The following is a 17,830-nucleotide window of genomic DNA, read 5'->3' on the forward strand; positions in this document are numbered from 1 at the left end:
CGTTGACATGCAGGGTGACGGCAACGGTTGGTCGCTGAGTGCGGACGGAAGTCGCCGTTGGGGAAAACATGGCGCGGCAGGTCTGTTGTTGCGTGCTCCGCTGAGCAACGGCGAGCCGGTGGTCTTGCTGCAACATCGAGCGCCGTGGAGTCATCAAGGCGGCACCTGGGCGCTTCCGGGTGGAGCGCGGGACAGCCATGAGTCCGAGGCGGACGCGGCACTGCGCGAGGCCCACGAAGAGACCGGGATCGAGACCGCAGCGGTCCGCGTGCGCGCCGAAATGGTGACGGCGAATCTCGATGGCATCTGGACGTACACGACCGTCATCGCCGACACGTCCCACCCGCTCGACGTCGTGCCGAATGCCGAGAGCGAAGAACTGCGGTGGGTTCCCGAGGACGACGTGCTGTCCCTGCCCCTGCACCCGGGATTTGCACAGGCTTGGCCTGCGTTGCGGCTCGCCGAAACTGTTTTGGCCACCGACGGTGACCTGCCCCGAGTCGAGAAACGCGACGACATCTTCGTGTGGGTCACGGCGCGCTGAACTGCGACTCACCGGCGAAATCGCACAACTTTCGCCTCCCGCGGAACCCTCCCCGCGGGCGCGCGTCAGTGAAGGTATGAAAAACACTTCGCTCGCGCAGACCCTGACCAACCAAGACGGCGTCATCTCGCTCCAGCAGGCATTTTCGTGCGGTCTCAGCGACGCGGCGGTGCGCTGGAAACTCACCTCAGGCGCGTGGCGCAGGATCGCCTCGGGGATCTTCCACTCGACTGACTTCCGCTTCTCGCCGTCGGCACGCCTTCATGGAGCAGTCCTTGCGGCGGGCGAAGGCGCCGTCGTCTTCGGGCCCAGCGCGGCCTGGTGGTTGGGACTGCTGCCGTCCGCGCCGCTCATTCCGTGGATCACGATCCCGTCGGCGCGTCTGGTCCGCCGAAGCGAGTCGTTGATCGTGCGCCGTCGCAACCTCGACCGACGCGATGTCACGCGGGTCCGCGGCGTCGACGTCACGACTCCGGAGCTGACGGTTCTCGAAACCGCCGTCGAGATTCCGGAAGGGTCTGCCTTCCTCGATCAGATGCTGCTCAAACGCGTCTCGCTGGGCGATCTGCTCGATGTCCATGAGCGCAATGTCGGTCGCCGGGGTTCGACGTGCTCGAAGAAACTTCTCATCACGGCCACGTCGGGCGGCATCGAGGATGCGCGTCGTCGGCTCATCAAGACGATTGCGCAGGCCGAACTACCGGGTTGGGAGGAACGAGTCGTCGTCGGGGGCTACTCGTTCGATGCCGGCTTCCCGGCCGAACGAATCGGCATCGAGGTTGATGGCTGGGCGTCTCATCCGCAATCCCGGGACGCGCGCATCGACTCGCGGCGCCACAACATGCTCATCGCCGCGGGCTGGTCGATTCTGCGGTTCGACTGGCACCGACTCGATGGGGATCCGGCCGGCGTGCTCGCCGAAATTCGGTCCGTGCTGACGACGCGCCAGCGCCGGGTCGGGGCGCGCTAGATGAGCGCCGTTTTCAGCTCGCGGGCGGCTGCTTCTGGATCGCTTGCCTCGGTGATCGCACGAACCATGACGATCCGGCTGGCCCCCGCCGCGACGACGTGTTCGATGTTCGTCGTGTCGATACCGCCGATCGCGAACCACGGGTGCACCGGATTCCGGGCCGCGGTGGATTCGACGAGAGCCAGTCCGCTGGGGGTGCGGCCGGGCTTGGTCGGGGTCGCCCATACCGGACCGACGCAGAAGTAGCCGGTCTCCGGGTCGGAGTCGACGAGGTGAGCCTGGTCGTCGTTGTTCGTCGAACGTCCGATGATGACGTCGGGTCCGAGGATCTCGCGCGCGTACGCAACCGGGAGATCCTTCTGCCCGAGATGAAGAACGTCGGCCTGGGCTGCGAGGGCGAGGTCGGCACGATCGTTCACTGCGAACAGTGCATCGTGTCGACGCGCCGCCGAACCGATGATCGCGAGCGCGCCGAGCGCTTCGGTGATTTCGAGGGGTCCGAACTGCTTCTCGCCCGTGGAACCCTTGTCGCGCAACTGGATGATGTCGACGCCGCCGGCGAACGCTGCATCGCAGAAGTCGGCGAGATCGCCCTGCTCTCGACGGGCATCGGTGCAGAGATAGAGCCGTGCGTCCGCCAGCCGCTCGAGGCGAGCGCTCCGCAAATCCGCCGCTGAATGCACATGATCAAGGTTAGTGACTAGCCTCGGGGTTGTGAATTCCCACGCGAAGCTTTCCGTGGTCGGCGGCGGGGTCATCGGCTTGTCGGTGGCGTGGCGCGCGGCTCGTCTCGGTTGGCAGGTGACCGTGCACGATCCGGCCCCGGGTCGCGGTGCGTCGTGGGTCGCGGGCGGAATGCTCACGCCGTTGTCCGAAGGCTGGCCGGGCGAGGACAGACTCCTCGACCTCGGGCTCGCTTCGCTGAAGCTGTGGCCCGCATTCGCCCAGATGCTCGATCCGTCGATCGTCTCGGCCCGCGGGGCCCTTACGGTGGCGCTCGACGCCGCCGACGTCGCTGACCTGCTCCGAATCGCGCAGTGGTTGCAGTCCCGGGGCCAGCACATCGATGTGTTGGACCGAGCGGGCGTTCGCACGGTCGAGCCGGTCGTCAGCCGCGCGGTTCGACTCGGCCTGTACTCGCCGGACGAGCTGTCGGTCGATAATCGGGCTCTCGTTGCCGCATTGCAGAGCGCAGCGCTCGCCGCCGGGGTCGAGTTTCGATCCGAAACCGTCACCGACCTCGACGCACTCGATGCCGACCAGGTTGTTCTCGCGGCCGGCGTGAACTCGCATCAACTGTGTCCCCAGCTGCCCGTTCGCGCGGTCAAGGGGGAGATCCTGCGCCTGCGTTCGCGCGCCGGTTCGCTGCCCGGGCCGGCTACGACGATTCGAGCACGCGTTCACGGCCGACCGGTCTATCTCGTACCGCGCGGTGATGGCCTGGTCGTGGGGGCCACGCAGTACGAGTCGGCGGATACCCAAGTCACCGTGGCGGGGGTTCGCGACCTCATCTCCGATGCAGAGGCCGTGTTCCCCGCGATCGGCGACTTCGAGCTGTACGAGACGAGCGCCGGTCTGCGACCAATGACCCCCGACAACATGCCGCTGATCGGCCGGGTCGATGACCGCGTTATCGCCGCGACTGGGCATGGCCGCGGCGGTATCTTGCTGACACCTATTACCGTCGAAGGTGTACTTGCGGCTCTCACCGATCGGGAGCCAGAGTCCAGCGCGGCGGCGGCGTTGCAGACCGCCGACCCAAGCAGATGTGCAGGAGTGACGACATGAGCTCGATTCCGGTCGGAGTGACCGTCAACGGCGAAGACCGCATGTTCGATTCGCCGTTGACGATGCGTGACCTCCTCGGTCGACTCGACCTTCCGGAAAAGGGCATCGCGATCGCGGTCGATGGTGCGGTGTTCCCGCGCGGTCGGTGGGATGAACAGGTCCAACGCGGCTCGACGATCGAAATTCTGACGGCGGTGCAGGGTGGCTGATTCGCTGGTAATTGCGGATCGGAAGTTCGATTCGCGGCTCATCATGGGCACCGGCGGGGCGGAAAGCCTGGCTGTGCTTGAAGAAGCGCTGGTCGCGTCCGGTACCGAACTGACGACGGTCGCGATGCGGCGCGTCGATGCAGTCGGGCGTACTGGCGTTCTCGATCTGCTCAACCGGCTTGGCATCGCCACCCTGCCGAACACCGCCGGGTGCCGGACCGCCGCCGAGGCCGTGCTCACCGCTCGGCTGGCACGCGAAGCGCTCGACACCGACTGGGTCAAGCTCGAAGTCATCGCCGACGAACGCACGCTGCTTCCCGATGGTGTCGAATTGCTCAGTGCAGCAGAACAACTCGTCGATGATGGGTTCAAGGTTCTGCCGTACACGACGGACGATCCGGTGCTCGCGCTTCGACTCGAAGAAGCCGGATGCGTCGCGGTCATGCCGCTCGGTTCGCCCATCGGAACCGGGCTGGGAATTTCGAACCCGCACAACATCGCGATGATCGTCGAGCGCGCGTCGGTGCCCGTTGTCCTTGATGCGGGCATCGGCACCGCGAGCGACGCGGCACTGGCGATGGAACTCGGCTGTTCGGCCGTTCTCCTGGCCACAGCGGTGACTCGTGCCGAGGATCCGGCGCTCATGGCGACGGCTATGCGTAACGCAGTCGTTGCGGGCCGGCAGGCAAAATTAGCCGGAAGGATACCGAAACGGTTCTGGGCGCAAGCGTCATCTCCCCAGCCTTCTGGGACACTGTTCCCGTGATTGAGGTTCGTGGACTCACCAAGCACTTCGGGGCGAACCCCGCGGTCGAAGGCCTGTCCTTCGCCGTAAGCCCAGGTCAGGTGACGGGATTCCTCGGACCGAACGGCGCTGGCAAGTCGACGACGATGCGGATGATCCTCGGCCTGGACACGCCGACGTCGGGTCGTGCGCTCATCAACGGCAAGCGATACATCGACCTCGAGAACCCGCTGCGGGTCGTCGGCGCGCTGCTCGATGCCAAGTGGGTGCATCCCAACCGGTCTGCGCATGCGCACTTGAGTTGGCTCGCGGCGTCGAACGGGATTGCCAAGTCGCGCGTCGACGAAGTTCTCGGTCTCGTCGGCCTGCAGGATGTGGCCGACAAGAAGGCCGGGAAGTTCTCGCTTGGTATGTCCCAGCGCCTCGGCCTTGCTGCGGCGATGCTTGGGGACCCGCAGATTCTCATGTTCGACGAACCCGTCAACGGCCTCGACCCGGACGGCATCCTCTGGATTCGGCACTTCATGCGCCGTCTCGCTTCGGAAGGCCGGACGGTCTTCGTCTCGAGCCATCTACTCACCGAGATGTCCCAGACTGCCGACCACCTCATCGTCATCGGCAAGGGCAAGCTGATCTCGGATTCTCCGGTGTCGGACTTCGTCGAGGGCGACGTCCCCGGTGGTTCGGCTGTCCGAGTGCGCAGCCCGCAGTACGACGAACTTCGCATCATCTTGCGGGCCAACGGCTGCGTCGTCGAGGAAGACAAGGTGACGCACGTCCTCGTGGTTCGCGGTATGACTTCTGAACAGATCGGCAAGATCGCCTCCCGCAACTCGATCACCATCTTCGAGCTGTCGGCCCATCAGGGCTCGCTCGAGGAAGCCTTTATGCGACAGACCGGCGCCTCGATCGAGTACCACGGTTCGGGCATCGAAGCGATGGGTGGGGCGCTGTGATCACCCCGAGCGGAGCGAGGGAGATGTCACTGTGATTAATGTGCTTAATGCCGAGCGAATCAAGCTGACCAGCGTGAAGTCGCCGAAATGGTGTGCCGCGATCATCGTGTTTCTGAGCATCAGCATCGCCGCGCTGGTCGGCTGGGTTGCCTCGCGTTCGGTTGCGGCAGGGGCTGGCGGCAAGGGTCAGTCGGAGGTCCTCCCGAACGTCGCCGCCGCGACGAACGGCGTGAGCGGACTCGGCGTCTACGTGCTGATGATCCTGGCCGCGCTGACCGTGACGAGTGAGTACCGTTTCGGCGTTATTCGGTCGACGTTCCAGGCGACCCCGAATCGATCCCGGGTGCTGGTCGCCAAAGCGATCCTCATGGGTTCGGTCGGTGCCGTCCTCACCCTGATCCTTGCGCTTCTCGCACTGGGCGTCTCCAAGGTGTTCGCCGGTGAAGCGGGCGGTAAGAACCTGGTTCTGAGCACTGGGGCCGACTGGCGTGCCGTGCTCGGTATCCCGCTCTTCGCAGCTCTGTGCGCGATCCTCGGTATCGGCGTCGGGGCGCTCGTGCGGCAGACCGCCGCTGCGGTGGCGATCCTCATTCTGTTCCCGCTGCTCATCGAGAGTCTGTTCCTGATGTTCGGCTCGTTCGGCGAGAAGGTGCTGCCGTTCCTGCCCTTCCGCAACGCGACGTACTTCCTTGCGGTCGGCGACGACTCCAGCTTCCACTGGGGGCATTGGGGCGCGTTCTTCTACTTCGCGGCAATGGTGTTCGTCGTCTTCGGTGCGGCCATTCTCGTTGTGCAGAGGCGCGACGCTTAAGGGCTTACCGCCAGGAACACGAAGCTGCCGAAGATCAGCAGGTGCACCACGCCTTGCAAGAGAGTGGCGCGCCCCGGCACGACGGTGAGCACGCCGACCGCGACGGTCAGGGCAAGCAGCACCATGTGAAGCGGTCCGAGCCCGAGTTCGAGCGGACCACTCAGCCAGATCGACGCGACCGCGATCGCCGGAATCGTCAATCCGATGCTCGCCATCGCAGAGCCGAACGCCAGGTTGAGACCGACCTGAATCTGGTTCCGGCGGGCCGCCCGCGCGGCGGCGATCGTTTCGGGCAACAGGATCAAGAGCGCGATCACGACACCGACCGCGGAATTGTGCAAGCCCGCTGCTGCGACCCCGGACTCGATCGCCGGGGAGACCAGCTTCGCCATTCCCACGACGCCGACGAGCGCGGCGAGCAGCAGCCCCAAGCTCAGCAGCGTCTCGCGGTCCGAGGGCGCTTCGGCATGCTCCGGGGCCGAACCCTCGGGCGGCAGGAAGTAGTCGCGGTGGCGGATGGTCTGCGTGAACACGAAGCACCCGTACAGCGTCAGCGACGCGACGCCGGCGAACGCGAGCTGGACCGAGCTGAACTGTGGGCCGGGCTCGCTCGTCGTGAACGTCGGGATGACGAGGCAGAGCGTCGCCAGCGTAGTGACGGTGGCGAGTTCGGAACCGGTGCCTTCGGCGTGGAACTCGGCGAACTTGCGTCGGATCGCGCCCAATAGAAGAACCAGACCGGCGATGCCGTTGCACGTGATCATGACCGCGGCGAACACGGTGTCCCGGGCGAGGGTGGCCGAGCCTTCCTTGCCGGAGCTCATCATCGAAATGATCAGCGCGACTTCGATGACCGTGACCGCCACGGCGAGAACCAGCGACCCGAACGGCTCGCCCACGCGGTGCGCGACGACCTCCGCGTGATGCACCGCGACGAGAACCGTTGCGGCGAGCAGAAGTCCGATGAGGACCACGCCGACCATCGGAAGGCTGCGGCCCCAGGTTCCGGCGAGTGCCACGAGTCCGACGAGCGGTACGACGATGGGTGAGTACCGCGTAGCCAGGCCCGTCATGATCTCCATTGTCCAGATTCGGACGGAGTGCGGGTTCAGTTCGCTAGCCGCCACAGCGGAGACACCGGGCCATGGCCGGCCCCGAGGTCGTACGACGCCTCGATGCAGCGCGTCACCCACTGCTTGCCGAACGCCACCGCTTCGGGCACCGGATACCCGTGCGCGAGTGCGCACGCGATCGATGCGGCGAGGGTGTCTCCTCCGCCGTGGTCGTTGCGAGTGGGGAACCGTTTGGCCGTGAACTCATGGAATTCGCTGCCGTCGAACAGCAAGTCGACGGATTCGCCACTCGACCGGAGATGCCCGCCCTTCACCAGTGCCCACCTCGGCCCAAGCGCGTGCAGGGCGCGCGCCGCGTCCCGTGCGGTCCGGTCGTCGATGACGTCGATTCCGGTGATGAGCTTGACCTCGTCGAGGTTTGGCGTCACCAGGGTGGCGCACGGGATCAGCTCGTATTTCACCGAATCCAGCGCATCTTCGCGTAGCAGCGGATCGCCGTGCATGGAGGCGCACACGGGGTCGACGACGAGCGGGATGCGGCGGCCGATACCTAATTCCCGGCACACGGACACGACTTCGGAGACGATCTCGCGCGACGACAGCATGCCCGTCTTCACTGCTTGAACACCGATATCCGAGACGACCGCACGCACCTGAGCCGACACGATCGACGGCGGAATCTCGTGAACTCCCGTGACGCCCACCGAGTTCTGCACCGTGACGGCGGCCACCGCCACGCACGCATGCAGGCCGCACATCGCGATGGTTCGGGAGTCGGCTTGGATTCCCGCGCCCCCTCCCGAATCGGTCCCGGCGATGGTCAGGACACGCAGCGGGGTCGTCCCCGGCGGGAAGAGTGGCAGCACACTCGCACCCTAGTCGGGGTGCCAGCCAGATTTCGGGGTGAAGGACTCTCGCCAGCCGACTTGTACAAAACCTGAGTTTTGTACGGGGCGAGATTTTCAAGCAGTGTCCCTCCGCGATCGGCGCGTAGGACAGCCCGACGCGACGAGCGACAACATCAGCAACAATGGTCACGATGTCAGGTCCACGCCTTCGACTGCTCGGCGAGCTCACCTGGGACGGCGTTCCCGTCCCGGGTGAGCGCACGCATACCCTTCTGACGGCCTTGGCGGCGGCGAATGGACGCGCGGTCCGGGACGACCGTTTGACCGCGGAGATCTGGGGCGACGAGCCGCCCGCCAACCCGACCAAGGCACTGCAGGTCGTCGTTTCGCGTGCGCGATCGGCGACTTCCGCGCAGGTCGTGGCACGGACCGACCACGGCTATCGGCTTGCGCTCAATACCGACGACGTGGACATCTGGGTGCGAGACCAGGCGCTGATCCGCGCGAGAACAGCGATCAACGACGGCGACTGGGCGACCGCTGAGTCGTGTCTGCCGGTCCTCCGAGAGACCGCGCCACTCCTGGCCGGGCGCGTGCTCTCCGCCCTCGGGCGGCATGACGAGGCGCTCCCGTTGCTCGCCGACCATGGTGACGATGACGCCGCGCTGGTTGCCCGGCTCCACAGTGAAGCTGCCGTCCATGGCGTACCCGCGGCGCTCGCGCAGTACGAGACCTACCGAGAAGATCTGGCGGACCGCCTGGGCGTGGACCCAAGTGCGCAACTCCGCGAAGTTCATCGCGAACTTCTGGCTCGCGATCGGCCGGTGCGTTCGGGTGTCCGTGCCGACGCATCGGGCCTCATTGGCCGCGATCACGACGTCGCGATTCTCACCGCGATGTTGAGCAGTGCCAAAGTCGTCTCGATCGTCGGTCCCGGCGGGCTCGGAAAGACGCGGCTCGCACACCTCCTCGGCAGCCGCTCGGGCCTCCCGGTGGTGCAGTTCGTCGAACTGGTCGGTGTCACGTCGCCGGACGATCTCGTCGGCGAGGTGGGTTCGATTCTGGGCGTGCGGGATTCGCTCTCCGGCACTCGTTCCTTGACACCGGCGCAGCGCGCCGACGTGCGGTCCCGGGTGGCGCAGCAACTCGAGGTGGCGCCGACACTCCTGATCCTCGACAACTGCGAGCACATCGTCGAAGCGGTTGCCGATCTCGTCGCTTTTCTCGCCGCGGTCGTCCCTGGGCTGCACGTTCTCACCACGACTCGTGCGCCGCTGGCGATCTCCGCGGAACGGGTCTACTTACTGGGCCAACTCGAAGGCACGGACGCCATCGAGTTGTTCGTCCGCCGGGCTACCGCGGCCCGGCCGAACGCGACCCTGCCGCTGGAAACCGTCGATGAGATCGTCACTCGCCTCGATGGATTGCCGCTCGCGATCGAACTCGCCGCGGTGAAGATCCGTGCGATGTCCGCGGCCGACATCGCAAATCGCCTCAGCAATCGGTTCGCGCTGTTGCGCGGCGGCGACCGTAGTGCACCGGACCGTCACCAGACATTGCTCGCCGTCATCGACTGGTCGTGGAACCTGCTCACCGAACGTGAGCGCCGCGCCCTGCGTCGTCTCGCGGTGTTTCATGACGGGTTCACTCTCGACGCCGCGGAAGCGGTCATCGGCGACGAAGCGTTCGAATCGGTCGCCGAACTAGTCGATCAGTCGCTGCTCACGGTCGTCGAGCGTGCCGATGGCGTCCGGTACCGAATGCTGGAAACGGTGCGGGAGTTCGGCCGGATGCAGCTCGTCGATGCCGGAGACGATCTGGATTCGATTGCAGCACAACGTCAGTGGGCCGTTGATCTGGCCGGTCGCGAGGCCCGGAGGTTGATCTCACCCGACCAGGTCGCTGCTGTGTCCGCCCTGCGACGCGAGGAATTGAACCTTTCCGACATCCTCCGACAGGCCCTTGCCGAGAACGACCGCCAATCGGCGGTCACGCTCGTCGCGGCGCTCGGCGGTATCTGGGCGATCAGCGGTGACATGCCGCGCGTCGTCGTTCTGGTGGGTTCTCTCACCGACGCGTTCTCGGGGTGGACGCCACCACCGGAACTCGCGGACCGCACTCGGTTCGTCCTCGGTCTGACTCTGTTCGGCGCCGGTCTGGTTTCCTCGCCGGAGGAAACCGCGCGACTTCGCGAGACCTTGGCCGAGCTCGGTACTGACACCCCGCACCCGCGTTTGCGTGCACTGTTGCAGGCGCTGATCGGGCTGGCTGACGTGACCAGAGCGGCGGAGATCATCGACGACCTCACGAACGACCCCAACCCGCTCGTCCGGGCCGTCGGTCTGCAGTTCCGCTGCCACGAGCGGGAGAACGCGGGTGAGCCCCTCGCCGCCGTGGAGGCCGGCTCCCAGGCGTTGGCGTTGCTCGAGCCCTATGCCGCCGCCGACGGACCGTGGAACACCGCAATGCTCCGTACTCAACTCGCGGGTCTGTATGCGCAGTTCGGAGACGTTGACGCCGCGGCCCGGTTGGCCGAGGTGGCGATTCCACCCCTGGAGTTGCTCGGGAACTTCGACGAGGTGCAGCTCTTACGCAGCATGCTCGCGGTGGCTGCGATCGACGCGGGTGACTTCGCCGCGGCCGAGCGGATGGTGGAAGAGGCCACCACCGTTCGACACAGCGGCACGCTCGGCAGCCATGTCGCTGCGCTCTCCAGTCGAGCGCACTTAGCGATCGCGAGGGGCGATATCGCCGGCGGTCTCGCGTATTTCCGCCGGGCCGTCGATGCCGCGCGCGAGGTGAAGTTCCCCGGTGGGGGCATGGGGGACCAAGCGCCGTGGGTCGTGGTCTCCGAGGCGACCGCCCTCGCCGCCTTCGCGCGACTCGGCTCGGGTGACGAGGGTCGTGACCTGTACGACGTGCAGTGCGAGCGCGCACGCATCGTCCTCGATGGCGAACGTCCGTTCCTCGACTTCCCGGTCGCCGGGATGATGGTGTTCGGAATCGGCGCCTGGGCTCTACTTCGGGGCACCATGCCGGTGCGGACCGCACTCACCCTCATCGCGATCGCGGATCGCTTTGCCTACCACCGACTGGCGCCCGCACTGCGCTGGGAGCGGATAGTCGAAGACGCCGAGCGCATTGCGCCCGGCGTCCTGACCGAGGTCGAGTCGGAACTCGGCGATCGTCGAGGGCGATCGCTTCTCGCCACCGCCCTCGACCTGATCGAGTCGAACTACATCTTTCGCGAGTAGGAGCGGACCGCCAGCGGCGCGAAGACCGCGACGATGATCGAGCAGCCGAGCATTGCCCAGCCGACCTCGGCGGTCAGCGATCCATCGTTGATGAGGTCGCGGCACGCGGTGACGACGTGCGACACCGGGTTGACCTTGACGAACGTCGCCAGCCAACCGGGAAGCGTGCTGGTCGGAACGAACGCGTTGGACAGGAACGTCAGCGGGAACATGATCATCATTCCGATGCCCTGCACCGCCTGAGCGGACCGGGCGACCGTGCCAAGCCACGCGAAGATCCACGACAACGACCAGCCCGCGAACACGGTCAGCGCCCAGCCGGCGACCACGCCGACCACGCCGCCGCCGGGGCGGAAGCCCATCGCGATGCCGACGGCGATGGTGATCGTCGCGGCGATGCCGTACCTCAGGAGGTCAGCGAGCATGGGACCAGCGAGGGGTGCGATCCGGGCAATGGGCATCGCCTTGAACCGGTCGAACACGCCTTTGTCCATGTCTTCGCGCATCTGGGTGCCGGTTGCCATGGACGCGGTGAGCGCAGTTTGAGCCAGGATGCCCGGGATGATGAGCGGCAGGTACTCCGCCACCGATCCGGAGATCGCGCCACCGAAGATGTAGGCGAACATCGCGGTGAACAGGATCGGCTGGAAGGTGACGTCGAAGAACTGCTCCGGGTTGCGGCGCATCTTCTTGAGCGCGCGCCACGCCATCGCCAAGGTCTGGCTGACGGTGTCGGCGAGGCTGGGACGGGTTGCCAGTGGGCGGGTGACTGCCGGGGTTGCCGGCAGGAGGGTCTGGGTGGTCATCAGGCGACCTCCTCGGTCTCTTCGTTGGAGCTGTGGTGGCCAGTGAGAGCCAGGAAGACCTCGTCGAGGGTCGGCTGCTGCACGGCCGCGGTGGCGATCGACAGGCCGGCTTCGCGCAAGGCGATGAGTACGTCGGCGGCGCGGTTGGCGTCCGGCAACGCGATGTTGAGGCCGCCGGACTCGGGGGTCAGGACCGGACGTTCGTGAAGAACACGCTCGACCACCTGGGCGGCCCGCACAGTCTGGTCGCGGTCTTCGAGGCGCAGGTGCAGCGTCGAGTTTCCGACACTGGTCTTGAGCTGGTCCGGAGTACCTTCGGCTACCTTGCGACCGCGGTCGATGACGGCGATCCGGTCCGCCAGTTGATCGGCCTCGTCGAGGTACTGGGTGGTGAGCAGGATCGTCGAACCGCTTGCGACGAGCTCGCGAATCGTGTCCCACATCTGGCCGCGGGTGCGGGGGTCGAGACCCGTGGTCGGCTCGTCGAGGAAGATGAGCGGCGGTTGGGAGATGAGCGATGCGGCCAGGTCGAGGCGGCGGCGCATACCTCCGGAGAAGTACCGGATCTGTCGCGTTGCGGCCTCTTCGAGGGCGAAACGAGTGAGCAGGTCCTCGGTGACGCTGCGAGCGCGTGCCTTGGTCAATCCGAGCAGGCGGCCGAACAGGTAGAGGTTCTCCGACGCCGTGAGGTTCTCGTCGACCGATGCGTATTGGCCCGTCACGCCGACCAATTGGCGGACCTGGTGGGCGTTGGAGGCGACGTCGATGCCGAAGATGCTGGCCTGGCCGGCATCGATAGGCAGCAACGTTGCGAGCATGGACAGTGTGGTCGTCTTGCCGGCGCCGTTCGGGCCGAGCACGCCGAAGACCTCTCCACGGCGCACCTCGAGGTCGATGCCGTCGACGGCACGGAAGTCGCCGAAGGACTTCACCAGGCCGTTGGCCTGGACTGCGAATTCAGGTGATTCGTTCATGCCACTACTGTGCGGCACTCCGGTTTCACGGCGCTTTCACGGCGGATTCAGGGAGTTGCATGCGCAAACCGGTCACTCACAGCCGGGCAAAGGAAATAGTTCCTTCGCGAGGCTGTACGTGACCGGTTTGTGCGAGCGCGATGGGCCTCAGGCCATGTGCGCGTTCAGCCCGTGCCACGGTTTCCGACCGTTCCGAACGTTATCGACGACCGCCTTGACCTCATCGAGCTGCACGAACGTCCAGACCCAGATGACGAAGCCGATCGGGACGACGATGTACCAGTGCTGGACCAGCTGGAACATGATCGTGAAGAAGGCGATCAGGCCGATGATGATGGCGCCGGCGATGACTGACCACATGACGAACTCCTCAGATTCTCCGATGGTACGTTCATGTACCACTCACTGAAATCAATGGTGGTACGTTGATGTACCGTACTTCAAGCGAAAGTGATGACCGTCTCGTATTCGCAGGTCACATAGGGTGGTGGAGTGGACGAAACCGGAAGCGGCGCACGTGAGCGGCTCATCGAAGCGATGGCTGAGGTCATCGTCGAGAAGGGTTACGTCGCCACGACTGTTGCGGACATCGTCGCGCGGGCGCGCGTGTCTCGGCGCACCTTCTATGAGCACTTCAACGACAAGCAGGGGTGCATGCTGGCGTCCTACTACGCCATGGGTGCTCGTCTGTTGGCGACGGTCCCGGCCATCGACGCAGACACCTGTGGAAATGCGCACGCCTTGCTCCGAACTGGCATCGACAATTTCCTCGGCGTCCTCGCGGCGCATCCGCACTTGACCTACACCCAGTTCGTGGGAATTCACACGGCCGGGTTGACCACGTCGCCAGAGCGGCTTGCGATGCAGGACACGTTTGCGAAGCAGATGCGGTATCTCGCCAAGCAGGCCGCGCAATTCGACCCGACCGTGCGGGTCCCGTCCGAGTTGATGGCCGAAGCGCTGGTGGGCAGCATCGCCGAGATGATTGTTCGCTACGCGGCGAGAGGTCGACTCGACAAGCTCGGGGAACTAGCGCCGACGATTCTCGAACTCGTCAGTGCGGTGACTCTCCGCGGGCAGCCGAACCCGGACGATTAGCCTGCGGCGAGTGCGGGCCAATCGTCCGGATTCGGCAGAAAACTAGGCCGGCGTGATCGGCAGGTAGACCGAGCTGCCCGAGGCCGCGAACTCGTCGGACTTCTCCGCCATGCCGGCTTCGATCGCCTCGATGTCGGTCAGTCCGTTGGCTTCGGCGTAATCGCGAACGTCCTGGCTGATCCGCATCGAGCAGAACTTCGGGCCGCACATCGAGCAGAAGTGGGCCGTCTTCGCCGGCTCGGCGGGCAGGGTCTCGTCGTGGAACTCACGAGCGGTGTCCGGGTCGAGCGAGAGGTTGAACTGGTCGTTCCACCGGAACTCGAAGCGAGCCTTGGACAGTGCGTCGTCGCGTTCCTGCGCGCGCGGGTGCTGCTTGGCCAGGTCGGCGGCGTGCGCGGCGATCTTGTACGTGATGACACCGGTCTTGACGTCGTCGCGGTTCGGCAGACCCAGGTGCTCCTTGGGCGTGACGTAACACAGCATCGCGGTACCGGCCTGGGCGATGATCGCCGCGCCGATTGCCGAGGTGATGTGGTCGTACGCCGGCGCGATGTCGGTCGCGAGAGGTCCGAGTGTGTAGAACGGTGCCTCTTCGCACAGCTCTTCTTCGAGGCGGACGTTCTCCACGATCTTGTGCATCGGGACGTGGCCCGGGCCCTCGATCATGACCTGGACGCCGTAGCTCTTCGCGATCTTCGTGAGTTCGCCGAGGGTGCGCAGCTCGGCGAACTGTGCCGCGTCGTTTGCGTCGGCGATCGAGCCCGGGCGCAGTCCGTCACCGAGCGAGAACGTGACGTCGTAGTACGCGAGGATCTTGCAGATCTCCTCGAAGCGCGTGTACAGGAACGACTCCTGGTGGTGCGCGAGGCACCACGCCGCCATGATCGAGCCGCCGCGCGAGACGATGCCCGTGACGCGCTTGGCGGTCAGCGGGATGTAGCGCAGCAGCACGCCGGCGTGGACGGTCATGTAGTCGACGCCCTGCTCGCACTGCTCGATGATCGTGTCGCGGTAGATCTCCCACGTCAGCGCCGTCGGGTCGCCCTTGACCTTCTCGAGCGCCTGGTAGATCGGGACGGTGCCGATCGGAACCGGCGAATTGCGCAGAATCCACTCGCGGGTTTCGTGGATGTTCTTGCCGGTCGACAGGTCCATGATCGTGTCGGCGCCCCAGCGGCTGGCCCACACCATCTTCTCGACTTCTTCGGCGATCGAGCTGGTCACGGCACTGTTGCCGATGTTCGCGTTGATCTTCACCATGAACTTCTTGCCGATGATCATCGGCTCGATCTCCGGGTGATTGTGGTTCGCGCAGATGACTGCGCGCCCGGCGGCGACCTCTTCGCGCACGACCTCGGGCTCGAAGCCTTCACGCGCGGCGATGAACTTCATCTCCGGCGTGATGATGCCCGCGCGAGCCCAGGCGAGCTGGGTGCGTGCGGTCGTGCCGCGCTCGGTCACGACCGGCTCCGGCTTGGTCCACGCGTCGCGGGTCTTCGGCAGTCCGTCGAGGTTGATGGCGGCGGTGGCGTCGGTGTACGGACCCGAGGTGTCGTACAGGTCGAGGTGCTCGCCGTTCGTCAGGTTGACGCGGCGGAATGGCACCTTCATGCCATCGACGTCGGAATATTGCTTGGTCGACCCTTGGATCGGGCCGGTGGTCACGGACGTGACCGGTGCTTCTTGAGCAGGCATTTCGCAGACTCCCTACGTCGGCATTATCCGGACAGGTGTGACGGTTGACGGCCCACTAGCCGTCCTCTCAGCCCGCTGGTGCGAGCCCCCGTGACGACGTGACCAATTCGTGGCCGAATGGAAACGTCGCCGCCACGATACCGCGCAACAGTGAGTGTTAGCGGACCTTCGAAAGTGTGCCGGACGTAACACTCGAGACGCCGCGAGCGAGGTAGTAGCGAAAGAGATGCGTTTCACACTCGCATTACGTAGAGTGACTGGCGTCACATTTGGGTTAGATGGAGGAAGCCGTGCTATTTGACGGACCGAGCATCGAGGTCGTCGACAATGCCGGCCAGAATCGCTTCGAACTTTGGCTGAACGGGGATCTTGTCGGGATCCTGGGTTACTTCGACTACGCCGAGCCGGGGCAGATTCGCCGGCCTGGTCGTCGAGTTGTATCGCTCATGCACACCGTGATCACCGAGGACTTCGGTCACCGGGGACTCGCCGGTGAGCTTGCCAAGGGCGCGCTGGATTACGCGCGCCGTTACGGCTGGCAGGTTCGGCCAGTGTGCACCTACGTGCAGCGATTCCTGGCTGAGCACCCGGACTACCGCGAAGCCCTCATGGGTGCGGAAATTCCGCGCGCGGTATAAACCGAGCTCAACAAAAAGGCCGCCAGCGTGGGCGGCCTTTTTCATGTCCTATCAGGGATTCTCGCGCCGAACCCAGGCGATGATCGGGCAGAAGAACTCGCCTTCGCCGCACTCCGAACCATCGGTCCCGTTGAACCGGTTCTGGAAGTTCGTCAACTTCTGCTGGGTCGTGGTCACGGTGCCCCGGACGTCGTCGACCGGCGTCGCGCTCGCGGTGGCCGGAACGATCGTCGCCACGAAAATGGCGATCAGTAAGCCAGAGCTGGCGGAGCGGAATCGGGACATGTTCAACCTCAGTTTCCGAATGGGTCTTCGACGGTGCCGGGCACCCAGCTGATGCCGGGGACGCCCCAGCCGTTGCGCTTGATCGCCTTCTTGGCGGCGCGGGCGTTGCGGCCGACGAGGACGTCGACGTAGAGAAATCCATCGAGGTGTCCGACTTCGTGCTGCAACATCCGCGCGAACAGCGCTTTGCCCTCGATGTCGACGGGTTCACCGTTCTCGTCGGTACCGGTCACGCGCGCCCAGTCGGCGCGGCCGGTGGGGAAGCGTTCGCCGGGTACCGACAAACAGCCCTCGTCGTCGTCTTCGGGGTCCGGCATGGTCTCCGGGATGTCCGAGGTCTCGAGCACCGGATTGATCACGCAGCCGCGGCGGCGGATTGGCTTTCCGTTTTCCCCGAAGTCGGGGCAGTCGTAGACGAACATCCGCTTGCTCACGCCAATTTGGTTGGCGGCGAGTCCCACGCCATTCGCGACGTCCATCGTCTCGTACATGTCGGCAACGAGCTGAGCGAGCTCGGCCGGGGTCTCGGTCACGGGGGCTGTGGGGTTGTGCAGAACGGGGTCGCCCACCACCACAATCGGAAGCACTGCCATGACGAACAACCTTAACGGTCCGGCGACGGCCGGGCGGCGCGCGCAGTCAGATACCGAGTCTGGACTGGTGACGATGGTTCAATGAGCCGGTAACGACATCCGTGTAACTCGCTGGTTATCCGTGGGTGACTCTGATGTCGCGACTGACCGCGGTCTTCACCGAGCCGCGGGAGTCAAAGCTAGGCAAGGAGTGCAATGGACGGCGCAGCTGCGTTCGAAGCCAATCAGCCGGTGCAAACGTCCGAATCCGATCTTGTTCCCGGTCCTGACGGTCTGAGCCGTCGCGACCACAGCATCCTCACTTTCGAGCGCAACTGGTGGAAGTACGCCGGGGCCAAGGAAGAGGCGATCAAGGCACAGTTCGGCTTGTCCGCCACGAGGTACTACCAGGTTCTCAACGCCTTGGTTGATCGGCGCGAGGCGCTGGCCGCCGACCCGATGCTGGTCAAGCGCCTGCGGCGGTTGCGCGCGAGTCGAGCGCGGGTACGTGTCGCGCGCCGACTCGGTATTGAGCTCTAGGCTCGGTGCCAACAAGATCTTTCC

The 17,830-nt window shown here is 65.4% G+C and carries 19 protein-coding genes and 1 pseudogene; 11 read left to right on the forward strand and 9 right to left on the reverse strand.

Annotated elements, in window-relative coordinates; all coding sequences use genetic code 11:
* Positions 1-7: 7 nt before the first annotated feature.
* Together F600_RS26310 and F600_RS0100725 are read left to right on the forward strand one after the other, a co-directional pair.
* A pseudogene (locus F600_RS26310) lies at positions 8-484 on the forward strand (NUDIX hydrolase); the annotation flags it as partial.
* A gap of 136 nt (positions 485-620) precedes the next feature.
* Complete coding sequence (locus F600_RS0100725; protein ID WP_018158657.1) at positions 621-1,514, forward strand: DUF559 domain-containing protein; 894 nt, start codon at positions 621-623, stop codon at positions 1,512-1,514.
* Here F600_RS0100725 and thiE read toward each other — a convergent pair.
* Positions 1,511-2,197 (reverse strand): thiamine phosphate synthase, encoded by a 687-nt coding sequence (thiE, locus tag F600_RS0100730; RefSeq protein ID WP_018158658.1) that lies wholly within the window; start codon positions 2,195-2,197, stop codon positions 1,511-1,513. The two genes, F600_RS0100725 and thiE, sit on opposite strands and share 4 nt — an antisense overlap.
* 13 nt (positions 2,198-2,210) lie before the next feature.
* Between thiE and thiO the strand changes: the two genes are divergently transcribed.
* From thiO to F600_RS0100755, 5 genes are read left to right on the forward strand one after another with little or no spacing between them, the layout of a single operon-like run.
* A complete protein-coding gene (gene thiO, locus F600_RS0100735; protein ID WP_156024338.1) occupies positions 2,211-3,302 on the forward strand; it encodes a glycine oxidase ThiO in 1,092 nt (363 codons plus the stop codon).
* A complete protein-coding gene (gene thiS / locus F600_RS0100740) occupies positions 3,299-3,511 on the forward strand; it encodes a sulfur carrier protein ThiS (protein ID WP_018158660.1) in 213 nt (70 codons plus the stop codon). The genes thiO and thiS overlap by 4 nt, the downstream gene beginning before the upstream one ends.
* Entirely contained in the window at positions 3,504-4,277 is a 774-nt protein-coding gene (gene thiG, locus F600_RS0100745) for a thiazole synthase (RefSeq protein WP_018158661.1), read from the forward strand. Before thiS ends, thiG begins: the two co-directional genes overlap by 8 nt.
* Positions 4,274-5,212, forward strand: a complete 939-nt coding sequence (locus F600_RS0100750; RefSeq protein ID WP_018158662.1) for an ABC transporter ATP-binding protein — start codon at positions 4,274-4,276, stop codon at positions 5,210-5,212. The genes thiG and F600_RS0100750 overlap by 4 nt, the downstream gene beginning before the upstream one ends.
* A 34-nt stretch (positions 5,213-5,246) precedes the next feature.
* Positions 5,247-6,023 (forward strand): ABC transporter permease, encoded by a 777-nt coding sequence (locus F600_RS0100755; RefSeq protein ID WP_026306020.1) that lies wholly within the window; start codon positions 5,247-5,249, stop codon positions 6,021-6,023.
* On the opposite strand, the gene F600_RS0100760 is transcribed toward F600_RS0100755, so the two are convergent.
* Positions 6,020-7,105 (reverse strand): calcium:cation antiporter, encoded by a 1,086-nt coding sequence (locus F600_RS0100760; protein WP_018158664.1) that lies wholly within the window; start codon positions 7,103-7,105, stop codon positions 6,020-6,022. The genes F600_RS0100755 and F600_RS0100760 overlap by 4 nt on opposite strands.
* A gap of 26 nt (positions 7,106-7,131) precedes the next feature.
* Positions 7,132-7,962, reverse strand: a complete 831-nt coding sequence (gene thiD, locus F600_RS0100765; protein WP_018158665.1) for a bifunctional hydroxymethylpyrimidine kinase/phosphomethylpyrimidine kinase — start codon at positions 7,960-7,962, stop codon at positions 7,132-7,134.
* A 173-nt stretch (positions 7,963-8,135) separates the two neighbouring features.
* On the opposite strand from thiD, the gene F600_RS0100770 reads away from it, so the two are divergent.
* Complete coding sequence (locus tag F600_RS0100770; protein WP_051090696.1) at positions 8,136-11,198, forward strand: ATP-binding protein; 3,063 nt, start codon at positions 8,136-8,138, stop codon at positions 11,196-11,198.
* Here the strand turns inward: F600_RS0100770 and F600_RS0100775 are convergent.
* From F600_RS0100775 to F600_RS0100785, 3 genes are all read right to left on the reverse strand, one after another.
* Positions 11,180-12,004, reverse strand: coding sequence for an ABC transporter permease (locus F600_RS0100775; protein WP_018158667.1), 825 nt, complete (start codon positions 12,002-12,004; stop codon positions 11,180-11,182). The two genes, F600_RS0100770 and F600_RS0100775, sit on opposite strands and share 19 nt — an antisense overlap.
* A complete protein-coding gene (locus F600_RS0100780; protein WP_018158668.1) occupies positions 12,004-12,978 on the reverse strand; it encodes a daunorubicin resistance protein DrrA family ABC transporter ATP-binding protein in 975 nt (324 codons plus the stop codon). Before F600_RS0100780 ends, F600_RS0100775 begins: the two co-directional genes overlap by 1 nt.
* A 147-nt stretch (positions 12,979-13,125) precedes the next feature.
* On the reverse strand, positions 13,126-13,338 hold the full coding sequence (locus tag F600_RS0100785; RefSeq protein WP_156024339.1) for a hypothetical protein: 213 nt from the start codon (positions 13,336-13,338) through the stop codon (positions 13,126-13,128).
* Between the two features lie 132 nt (positions 13,339-13,470).
* Here F600_RS0100785 and F600_RS29950 point away from each other — a divergent pair, with 132 nt between their 5' ends.
* Positions 13,471-14,076 (forward strand): TetR/AcrR family transcriptional regulator, encoded by a 606-nt coding sequence (locus F600_RS29950; protein ID WP_018158670.1) that lies wholly within the window; start codon positions 13,471-13,473, stop codon positions 14,074-14,076.
* A 42-nt stretch (positions 14,077-14,118) separates the two neighbouring features.
* Here F600_RS29950 and thiC read toward each other — a convergent pair whose 3' ends face one another.
* Positions 14,119-15,771: a phosphomethylpyrimidine synthase ThiC gene (gene thiC / locus F600_RS0100795; RefSeq protein ID WP_018158671.1), complete on the reverse strand. Its 1,653-nt coding sequence runs from the start codon at positions 15,769-15,771 to the stop codon at positions 14,119-14,121.
* Positions 15,772-16,061: 290 nt separating this feature from the next.
* Between thiC and F600_RS0100800 the strand changes: the two genes are divergently transcribed.
* Complete coding sequence (locus F600_RS0100800) at positions 16,062-16,409, forward strand: GNAT family N-acetyltransferase (protein WP_026306022.1); 348 nt, start codon at positions 16,062-16,064, stop codon at positions 16,407-16,409.
* 51 nt (positions 16,410-16,460) lie between these two features.
* Here F600_RS0100800 and F600_RS0100805 read toward each other — a convergent pair whose 3' ends face one another.
* Both F600_RS0100805 and F600_RS0100810 read right to left on the reverse strand, forming a co-directional pair.
* Positions 16,461-16,694 (reverse strand): hypothetical protein, encoded by a 234-nt coding sequence (locus tag F600_RS0100805; RefSeq protein WP_018158673.1) that lies wholly within the window; start codon positions 16,692-16,694, stop codon positions 16,461-16,463.
* An 8-nt stretch (positions 16,695-16,702) separates the two neighbouring features.
* The gene (locus tag F600_RS0100810) at positions 16,703-17,287 is read right to left on the reverse strand and encodes a peptide deformylase (protein WP_018158674.1); all 585 of its coding nucleotides are present in this window, start codon (positions 17,285-17,287) and stop codon (positions 16,703-16,705) included.
* 195 nt (positions 17,288-17,482) lie between these two features.
* On the opposite strand from F600_RS0100810, the gene napA reads away from it, so the two are divergent.
* Complete coding sequence (napA, locus tag F600_RS0100815) at positions 17,483-17,806, forward strand: nucleoid-associated protein NapA (protein WP_018158675.1); 324 nt, start codon at positions 17,483-17,485, stop codon at positions 17,804-17,806.
* The last annotated feature ends 24 nt before the right edge of the window (positions 17,807-17,830 follow it).

Origin of the sequence: Smaragdicoccus niigatensis DSM 44881 = NBRC 103563 (assembly GCF_000380645.1) — a bacterium.
Classification (GTDB): Bacteria; Actinomycetota; Actinomycetes; order Mycobacteriales; family Mycobacteriaceae; genus Smaragdicoccus; species Smaragdicoccus niigatensis.

Coding starts and splice junctions, on each gene's coding strand:
- F600_RS0100805 (WP_018158673.1), bottom strand. CDS start 16,694: ATGTCCCGATTCCGCTCCGCCAGCTCTGGCTTACTGATCGCCATTTTC.
- F600_RS0100760 (WP_018158664.1), bottom strand. CDS start 7,105: ATGGAGATCATGACGGGCCTGGCTACGCGGTACTCACCCATCGTCGTA.
- napA (WP_018158675.1), top strand. CDS start 17,483: ATGGACGGCGCAGCTGCGTTCGAAGCCAATCAGCCGGTGCAAACGTCC.
- thiS (WP_018158660.1), top strand. CDS start 3,299: ATGAGCTCGATTCCGGTCGGAGTGACCGTCAACGGCGAAGACCGCATG.
- F600_RS0100725 (WP_018158657.1), top strand. CDS start 621: ATGAAAAACACTTCGCTCGCGCAGACCCTGACCAACCAAGACGGCGTC.
- F600_RS0100785 (WP_156024339.1), bottom strand. CDS start 13,338: ATGTGGTCAGTCATCGCCGGCGCCATCATCATCGGCCTGATCGCCTTC.
- F600_RS0100780 (WP_018158668.1), bottom strand. CDS start 12,978: ATGAACGAATCACCTGAATTCGCAGTCCAGGCCAACGGCCTGGTGAAG.
- thiC (WP_018158671.1), bottom strand. CDS start 15,771: ATGCCTGCTCAAGAAGCACCGGTCACGTCCGTGACCACCGGCCCGATC.
- F600_RS0100810 (WP_018158674.1), bottom strand. CDS start 17,287: ATGGCAGTGCTTCCGATTGTGGTGGTGGGCGACCCCGTTCTGCACAAC.
- F600_RS0100770 (WP_051090696.1), top strand. CDS start 8,136: ATGTCAGGTCCACGCCTTCGACTGCTCGGCGAGCTCACCTGGGACGGC.
- F600_RS0100775 (WP_018158667.1), bottom strand. CDS start 12,004: ATGACCACCCAGACCCTCCTGCCGGCAACCCCGGCAGTCACCCGCCCA.